Source organism: Bacteroides faecalis (assembly GCF_003865075.1).
In the GTDB taxonomy this organism is placed as follows: domain Bacteria; phylum Bacteroidota; class Bacteroidia; order Bacteroidales; family Bacteroidaceae; genus Bacteroides; species Bacteroides faecalis.
Genome location: NZ_BHWB01000041.1, coordinates 1 through 9,130, shown reverse-complemented (window position 1 = coordinate 9,130; position 9,130 = coordinate 1). Strand labels below are relative to the sequence as shown.

Below are 9,130 nucleotides of genomic sequence, written 5' to 3'. Positions count from 1 at the left end.
TGCGGAAGCACCGGAATTTAATTACCTCTCTCCTTCGCGTCGGAAAACGCGTGCCGTTCGTAACATTGGAGGAGAACATCTGCCGGTGGTTATTGCCGACCGTATGGATGGAAAGACAGAGGTAAATCCTCAGTTTACTCCTGATTATATTTATGCGGGAAGGTCCTTACCTGAACAACGTGAAGCAGGAGTGGAATATATCCTTGATGCTGATGTATGGAACGGTGAAGCCGGAACATGGCCGGCATTCAATCATGAACAATTGCCATTGATGGGAACATGCAATGCTGAACTGAAATTCTTGTTTATGCCTTATATGGCGCAGACGGATGAAGTGATTGCTTGCCTGAAAGTTCATCCGGAAATCGTTATTGTTTCTCAAAGTAATCATCCGAACCGATTAGGTGAGCATCGTGCATTGGTGCATCAGTTGATGACAGAAGGTTTGCAGAATCCGGTTGTATTCTTCCAGCATTATGCGGAAGACAATGCGGAAGATTTGCAGATTAAATCGGCAGTGGATATGGGAGCTTTGATCTTTGATGGTCTTTGCGACGGAATATTTCTGTTTAATCAGGGTAGTTTGAGTCATGCTGTGATTGATGCAACAGCTTTTGGTATTTTACAAGCCGGGCGTACCCGCACTTCTAAGACGGAATATATTTCTTGCCCCGGTTGCGGTCGTACACTTTATGATTTGGAAAAGACGATTGCACGTATTAAAGCAGCTACCTCTCATTTGAAAGGTTTGAAGATCGGTATTATGGGATGTATCGTGAATGGCCCCGGTGAAATGGCCGATGCTGATTATGGCTATGTAGGCGCAGGCCGTGGTAAAATCAGTCTTTATAAAGGAAAAGTATGTGTAGAAAAAAATATTCCGGAAGAAGAGGCTGTGGAGCGGTTATTGGAGTTTATCCGTAATGATCGCAAAGAGATGGAACTTTAATTAGAATATTTTTATTGTTAAGACAGGAATTGCCTTAAGTATGTTTATGGTAATTCCTGTCTTTTTTATTGATGTACTATTTGAAGTATGTGCCTAAAAGGCTGTAATGAAATAGATAGATTTAAAGAAAAAGTAATTATGGAAGATGAATTTAATTATCAAGCAGTGCCCTATGGATATACCCATTGCTTTAACACCCACTGTCCGAAAGGAGAAAAATGTTTGCGTCATTTGGTAGCGATGCATAGTACAAACCAGTATCCTACGCTGTCGGTGGTTAATCCGAACTGTATTCCGGAAGATGCGAATTCCTGCCCTTCTTTCCACCCGATACGGAAGATACGCGTGGCTTGGGGAATCAAGCATTTGTTGGATAATGTACCCCATAAAGATGCGGACTCCCTTAAACGTATGATGCTCAGTCATTTCGGGCGAGGATTGTATTATCGTTTCTACCGTGAGGAGAAATTTATTGCTCCGGAACAGCAGGAATATATACAACGTATTTTCCGTCAGAAAGGAATAACTGCTCAACCTATATTTGACTCCTACACAGAAGAATTTGAATGGTAATTATCTGCCATCTTGCACTGATATGCTGTTAATAAGTTGATTGTTAGTTAGTAAAGAGTGTGCAAGATACGTGTTGCAGATGTGTGCAAGATCCTTTATCTTACACACATCTGTTTTTTATGCAATCCTTGTAACGTGATAAAGAGTTCCGCGTCGGGAGCGTTTGCTAGGTATTTCATGTTTGTGGAGTACTCTCCCGAATATGCTTACCCGCTTGTTGGACAATGGGATAGCACTGTTTCCTTTGACTTCTTCCAGAATCTCTGCCGGTGATAACCATTCACCCTCTTTGTCTTCTGGGGCAGGGCGGAAATATCGATAAAACAATTGTTCTTCGAGCGACTGTTGCTCAAACTCACGGTTATTTTCGGTCATAATCCGCTCTTCGTCTTGGTCGAACCAGTAACGTTCGCCATGATCCAGTTCATACATAGCTTGTGCGTAAAGCTGTTCGTAATCGATGGCATGGCTGGTATCTATTGTCTCCGTCACTTCGATGCAGATAAAACGGCGGCTCCCTGACGGGTCGGTCAGCAGATCTTTTTGATTGCTTGTGGCAATGAATGAAGCATAGCGGCGCATCTCCAATACTGCGGTTCCGTAAGGTTTACGCATATTTACTACTGGCTTTTGGAGGATATGTTTCAAAAATCCCTGTTGTGTATCGCTGATCTGGTCAAATTCGTCAATATTAATCAACGCAAAGCGATTGAGAGATAATTCTGCATCTCTTTTTCGTGAAAAGTCGATGCTATCTGTATAATAGGCTCGTATGGCAGGAGGAATGATACTGCGGCAAAATGTAGATTTACGCGTACCTTGAGCCCCGACTAATAAGGGAGATACATTGTTCGCATATTTCTTATCGGTTCCACGCCAATGGATTACCATGTTTAGAAACCAGCGGTGGAACAGTTCTACCCAATACTGGTTTTGGCAAGGTACTGTTTGGGCCATTTCCCGGATACGGTCTTTGCCGTCCCAGGTCGGGAGATGATAAAGAAAATCTTCCAGGGGGTTGAAAACCGGTACTCGGTTGGAGTAAATATATCGACTGATATCTCTGTCCCATAGTGGAATACCTTCGCTCTGTGCATCTAAGGCAATGCTGTTTAGTGCTCGTTTGTCAATTGGATTGAAATGAAAGCGGAATGAGTTCCGTTCACGATATTCTACTTCGCCTATTTGTGTGTTGTAACGGAAGTCGTAGCGTCTTTTCATAAACTCCTCTGTTTGTAGCGCTAACAATTGTTCTTTTTTCAGGCCGTTTTGTTTACCGAAGCCATTATAGTTGTCATATATGTTTCTAATTAATTGGCGGACTAGCGTTTCCTGACGACGCAAGTAAAAGTGGAAAATGGTACGTTTCACTGTTTCTTCTTCCGGAATTCCCGAATGGAAACAGTTGATGGCAAGTTGTGTCACTAATGCTTGGAAGTCTTCTTCTCTGGGGAGTGCACCGTTGTTTTCTGCTTCATGGATTTCTTCCCGTGTTTTTCTTAGTGCTGCTTCGAAAAGCATAAATACTGTATTTTGGATGTCATAACCGGGTACGGCTCGTGTTAATGGCGACTTTTCGGAGTGTAGTGTTTCCTGATAGGACATTTCTTCGGGCATTCTTGTCGGTTGAGATAAATAAAAAGGTACAGCGTCTGGTCTGTACATTAGTTCCGGGTCGTAAGATAATCGTGAAAATTGTTCCAGGGTTGGCTCTTTGGGTAATATGTTGAAGGGGAGTTGAGGCTGATAACATTTTACGGCAAGCCGATAGGCATGTGCGTGGAATACTTCTGCTTCTTCCTTTTTCTGCGGAAGCGACTGATCCGGTCGGGTGAACCGTGTCCAGATTTTCACTGTCTTTCCGCTGGAACCGGTGAAAACACAATAGGTTTGTGGCTGTTGCCAAGCCTGTTGCTTCACTAGTGTGATTTCTGATTTGCCTGCTAGTGGACCTACTGTTATTTCTACTATTCCATTATAATTTTTCAACTGTTTGCCAGCTTCTGTCCTGCGGAACTCTGCGGCAGGAAGAATTTTAGGTAACTTATCTGCATCGTAACAGCGTGTATCGGGCAGGGCGTACCGTAGTATTTCTCTGAATGTAGATACCGGTTGTAGCTTTGTCTCAGTTAGTGTCTTTTTTATCCATGTTTCTATATCCAGGGTAGTTAGTGCAGTCGTTTTATCCTTATCTCTTAGTTGTGTGACTTTCATTATTGTTTATTTTAAATATCTTATAAAGGTAACTAAACTTGCTCGATCTGGCAATAAAAAGTGAGGTTTTATTTGTTCTTTCCTGCTTTTCTTTTGTTTCTTTCATCAGGTTATTAGGGCTTGACAGTTGTTACAACTCTTATCAAATCATTGAACACTTTGTTCCAAGCCTTTGAACACTTTGTTTTAAACTGATAAAACACTTTGTTTTGATACTTTAAACATTCTGTTTTAAGTAATAAGAACACTTTGTTTAGATAGTGAGAATACTTTGTTACAAATAGGAAAACACATTGTTTCAAGCGTGCGAACACACTGTTTCGTACGTTGATACGATTCATTTGTATGGTGAATTCTTTTGAGATTACTAGGTGTGTAAGATAATAGTATCTTGCACCTATCTGTAACAGCATCTGCAACGCTGTAATATGTTATGTACTAGATAAATAAGCGGATATTGTTGCAGATGCAAGATGTTTTGTGTTTTGCAAACTTATATGTAAGTAGGTTTATTGAAATCTGTAGGTACTTTTATTATTGCTGGAAACTTCTTATAGTTTGGAATATACTTTCTTCAACCACTGCACGCATCGCATGATGATGGATGTGTGTTTAGGGTTTTCCTGTTTTTCTATTCGTTTCTTTGTTGTCCGTTCCTGTACCACTTGTTCCTGTGCTACTTGTTCTATTTCATGCATTATTCTCAATTTGTACTTCGTGCGCCTCTTTTTCTCTTTTAAGAGTATATTTACTTGATCACATAATTTTTTGTTTTCCAACTCTAGTTGGTGGTATTGTCTGTCATAGTCCAGAACCTTGTTTTTTAGCATATTCCGTTCTTGTAACAGCTGAATATTGACAGACTCTTTGGCGGTGAACGCTCCATTACTTACCTTTCTATTCAAATTCCATACTGTACGGTGGAACTCACGTGCGGCTTCTTCGGGGGTCATACCATGGGCGGTGGCAATATCTTTTAATTTATGTCCATTCAGAATCGAACAAAAGACTGCACGTTTTCTATCGTTAGTGATTTGTAATGACAACGCTTTTACTACCACTGGATACAAATTGAAACATTCGCTTTGCAAACGAATGTAGAATTCTGCTTCTTCGTATTTGAGCATCTCTTGTTGGATAGCTTTATCCGCATTTTGAATTAGCTTTTTGAGATTAGTTCTTTTAAGCTCCAACATTTTTTCTAGATCATCCATATCTTTTTTATTATTTTGATTGTCTTTCTGAATATGACTAGACGTCTGTGTACTCTCTCAAAAAATGGGGAGACTGAAAAAAGAAAAAGGCACAGACGCTGTTGCCGTTTCACTATTTGTATAGAGGTGTTGGCCTTACCTTCCAGCAATAGTGATAAACAACAGACGTCCATGCCGATTTTATGTATAGGAATACTATATAACAATTGGCATGGAATATCTGTTGTATCACTTCTCGCTGTGTTAAAGGGCCAACTTTCTATACAGAGAAGTAATACGTTTATATTCCAATAATTATAAAAAAACTCCTTTCTCTTACACCTCATGTCACGCTGACATGGAAAGAAGGTTATATGCAAAGATAAGTGTTTTTTCTAAAATTTATACGAAAAGGAAACGTAAATCAATTATTTGTTCCTTTTTAATAAAAGGAATCCAAATACTATATGCTGAATAACGGTGTTGTTGAACTGTATTTTGTTATTGTTGCACTTTATATAGTATTAATTATTATTTTGTTTGTGTACTAGTTATGGGATAAATAATGAATGTGTTAGTATTCTTTTTATTCTCATCATAAATATAGGAAATTGTTGTGTAGTTAGTATGTTTCCTTTATTATTTTCTCTTGTAAGCATCGTTTTTTATAATTTACTACCTTTGTATACTTATTGTTGATCGTATTTGATTATTTGTGTTAGTTAAATGATGTCAATACGCTAACTATTTATTTGTTTTATAAAATATAGTTAGTATATTTGTGCCATTAAATACTTCCTTAGCGTAAACAAAGAGAAGTGTATTTGCTAAGTGCAAACATATATGTAGCTTTTATGGCTTATTTTACTAACATTTAATTGATGTTTTATTGAAAGGAGATAGAATTATGAATACATACTATACACAGCTTTTTCGTAGTACTTACTGGAACCATTTAAACAGTACCTGATGGATGATGCTAACTTTTACTGCGTTATTGATTAAAAAATATTGAAAAGGAGTATACCAACTACAAAATCCTCTGAGTTTTTAGTAATACCATATAGAAAACTAACAAGTAATACACCAATGAATAAATTAAATCCCGATATAGCATCAGACGTTTCCGTTCTGAAAGACAATACAAGCCGGACGCAACCGATAGATCATTTTGGCAATCGTGGCCCCGAGGCGGCACAGGTTCAGAAAATGCCGGTAAACGAGAAGGCTCCACTGCGTACCGACAAGTTCTCCAATGGATGTGAACTTTACATGCACTCGTGTCATTCGCCACCGCAGACAATGAGACATTTCAATCACTAGTAATTGCCTGTTAACTTATTGATAATCAATATGATCGTAGTAAATACTCTTACTATGAAGGGGAGTTGTACGCTCTATTTGAAAGGTCGGAACATATCCGTATCCGAAGTGAAAGAGCTAATTCAGAGTTGATCGACGACTGATTGAAAATTGTTAGTAAACCAACTTACAGTTGATTGAAAGGCACTTTCAGGAGCGTTATAAACCGATTAAAACTATTTAAAGACCTGGAAAGGAGGTGGGAAAACGATGGCAATGAATAAATCAACCTGGGATATAATCCTCAAAGCAATTATCGCTGTGGCTTCGGCAGTGCTCGGAGCACTGGGCGCTAATGCGATGAACCTATAAACTATACAGTCAATAAACAAACTTTATCTATAAGCCGGAAGTCCTTTGAACAGGAACAGAACACCGGAAAAAGACTTCCGGCTTTCATTTAAAACTTAATTAATAAACACAATCATGAAAAGAATAACATACTTATTATTTCTCCTACTCATTACATTAAATGGCCGGGCACAGGATTTTAAACCCGGAGAACAGGCACAAAACCTAGCCGAACAGAAAAATGTAATGGTAGATTATTCGACGGGGATATTCAATTATACAGTACCCCTATACAAATTGAGATCAGGAAATTATGAATTGCCTATTTCCCTGAATTATATTGGAAAGGGAGTAAAAGACAGCGACTCTCCCGGACTCATCGGCTATAATTGGATGCTTAATGCGGGTGGAATCGTTACCCGTACGATGCGTGGAGGATTTCCCGATGAAGATACCTCCTTTGGCTATCTACGGTCCGAAAGTAACTCCACACCTCTACAAGATGATGCAAAGGAGGTAGGACTTCGCAGAAGAGATGGCGAAAGCGATATATTTACAGCTGTATTCAACGGACAGAAAGTAGACTTTATCATTCGTACTGATGCGAACAAAAAGATATATGCCGAACCGCTGGAACAAACTGATGCACGTATCAAGTGCGAAACGGAGTTCGGCAAAATCACAGGATGGACCATTACTGATAATAATGGGAACCGGTATATTTACCGACAAATAGAAATGAATAAAGATCTTCAATATGTGGACGTTTCTACCTCAAACGCTATTCCACAAACGTCATACACTTCGGCATGGTATCTCACCCGTATTCTCCCATACAATGGAGCACCTGTTGAATTCTGTTATAAAGGTAATGTAGAAAATTCACAATACTATTTAAAAGGGAGAATTAACACACAACAGGTTTTGAATTCATATGGAATGACCTATCATTATGGCAGACCTGTGAAAGAGCAACCATTTGACTTTAAAAAATATCAGCTGGGATTTGAATCCAATATTGAGGAAGCCAGATATCACTTAAAACTATATTCCCAGGAAACGTTATTGAGAGAAGTTGATGCACAAATGAGTATAATTAAAGCATACAATACATGTTTCTTTCAACCTCTTGAAAATCCTATGATAGAAACCAATAACAGGATTATTGGCATACTATCGAATATCAAAACGATGACTTCTGCATCACAAGAACTGGAAAGGACACTTGTGTCTTTATCGAATACTTGTTACCAATTAGCCAATAATGCTTCTCATATAGAAACTTCTTCCCATATGGAACAAGCAGGATCATGCCTGAAAAGTGCAGCCAGTAGCGTACATAATTGCCTGGTCGAAATTAAGAATATCACAGAAAAGCAAATAAGCGGGGGAAGCCGATACGATATAGTATCTCCGATACTAAGTATGATTATCTCCCCCGAATGTATTGTGAAGTTTGCATATAAAGAAGATGTGGTTCTATCCTTGTCCGAAATCAATTTGTACACTCCGGGTGAGACACTGCTTTCTTCCATCCGCTTTACGCAATACGACAAAACATTGAAAAAAGTTTCTTTCCTCGGTAAAGATAGCAAGGAAACAGCTAACATGAAATTTGACTATTTTACATACGAAGACTTTCCATCACTTCCTAATGGAGTGACCGGTGACCTATGGGGATATTGCAGCGCACGTAACGCATCGGGACAGGCTTATGAAATGCTGACTGCCTTGTATTCATTGAAAGGTATTACACTTACTGACGGAGGAAAAATAAAAATCGAATACGAGAAAAATAAGGTAGATACAGGAAATGATTACGGAGGGATCCGGCTAAAATCACTACTATTTAACGACGAGGCAAGCAACCGGAAAGATACCATTTCGTACGGCTATCCTCAGCACGGCCGAAGTGTGTATTATTCGTATTCCAATATAGTTAATGTTTGTTATTCGGGATTTTGTGACAAAATCACCTATGACAGAGTTCGACCGGAAGGACATCCTGTGGTAAACATGGGTAATAACGGACTCTATTACCCGTATGTGACAGAAACGATTCACGGGAAAGGAATGAACACATATCGTTTTCAGATAGCAACTCCTTCATCGGATATAAATAATATCTACCCGTTCTGGAACAACGGATTATTATATGAAAAAGCGGTGTACGATGCAAATGGAAAATGGCAGCAAATGACCAAATACAAATACGAGGCACTCTCCGCCTACAACAAGCAATTGCCCCAGATGCAACCGTCGGATTATTATCTGGATGAAGCAGCCTTGGAGACTTACTACAAATCTCAGACAACCAGTTATATCAAAGGAGACGAACTGTATCAAACCAATATTAAACCCCGTTTATCACCCGATAACAAATTCAAGTTTTACAATTTGGGCTATGGAGGAAAAACCGTTTTAAAAGAGGAGGTGGAATACAGACTTGATGAGAATACACCGTACAGCCGGACAGTATACCTATATGATACCCCCCAGTCCATGTCCCCCAATCGGATCATGCACACCGGATCGGACGGTCAGATCT

The 9,130-nt window shown here is 39.2% G+C and carries 5 protein-coding genes and 2 pseudogenes; 5 read left to right on the top strand and 2 right to left on the bottom strand.

All coding sequences use genetic code 11. From position 1 onward, the window contains the following. Together EJF25_RS24235 and EJF25_RS24230 are read left to right on the top strand one after the other, a co-directional pair. A pseudogene (locus EJF25_RS24235) lies at nucleotides 1-949 on the top strand (flavodoxin-dependent (E)-4-hydroxy-3-methylbut-2-enyl-diphosphate synthase); the annotation flags it as partial. 138 nt (nucleotides 950-1,087) lie between these two features. Continuing rightward, entirely contained in the window at nucleotides 1,088-1,522 is a 435-nt protein-coding gene (locus EJF25_RS24230) for a DUF6078 family protein (RefSeq protein WP_125043252.1), read from the top strand. Nucleotides 1,523-1,639: 117 nt separating this feature from the next. Here EJF25_RS24230 and EJF25_RS24225 read toward each other — a convergent pair whose 3' ends face one another. Then, nucleotides 1,640-3,736, bottom strand: a complete 2,097-nt coding sequence (locus EJF25_RS24225) for a BT4734/BF3469 family protein (RefSeq protein WP_125043250.1) — start codon at nucleotides 3,734-3,736, stop codon at nucleotides 1,640-1,642. Between the two features lie 551 nt (nucleotides 3,737-4,287). After that, nucleotides 4,288-4,950, bottom strand: a complete 663-nt coding sequence (locus EJF25_RS24220; RefSeq protein ID WP_125043247.1) for a hypothetical protein — start codon at nucleotides 4,948-4,950, stop codon at nucleotides 4,288-4,290. 990 nt (nucleotides 4,951-5,940) lie between these two features. Here EJF25_RS24220 and EJF25_RS24210 point away from each other — a divergent pair. The 3 genes and pseudogenes from EJF25_RS24210 to EJF25_RS24205 all read left to right on the top strand — a co-directional run. Beyond that, complete coding sequence (locus EJF25_RS24210; RefSeq protein ID WP_125043245.1) at nucleotides 5,941-6,252, top strand: hypothetical protein; 312 nt, start codon at nucleotides 5,941-5,943, stop codon at nucleotides 6,250-6,252. Nucleotides 6,253-6,507: 255 nt separating this feature from the next. Next, a complete protein-coding gene (locus tag EJF25_RS24990; protein WP_160119442.1) occupies nucleotides 6,508-6,603 on the top strand; it encodes a smalltalk protein in 96 nt (31 codons plus the stop codon). Between the two features lie 114 nt (nucleotides 6,604-6,717). After that, nucleotides 6,718-9,130, top strand: a pseudogene (locus EJF25_RS24205) (hypothetical protein); the annotation flags it as partial.

Coding starts and splice junctions, on each gene's coding strand:
- EJF25_RS24230 (WP_125043252.1), top strand. CDS start 1,088: ATGGAAGATGAATTTAATTATCAAGCAGTGCCCTATGGATATACCCAT.
- EJF25_RS24225 (WP_125043250.1), bottom strand. CDS start 3,736: ATGAAAGTCACACAACTAAGAGATAAGGATAAAACGACTGCACTAACT.
- EJF25_RS24990 (WP_160119442.1), top strand. CDS start 6,508: ATGAATAAATCAACCTGGGATATAATCCTCAAAGCAATTATCGCTGTG.
- EJF25_RS24220 (WP_125043247.1), bottom strand. CDS start 4,950: ATGGATGATCTAGAAAAAATGTTGGAGCTTAAAAGAACTAATCTCAAA.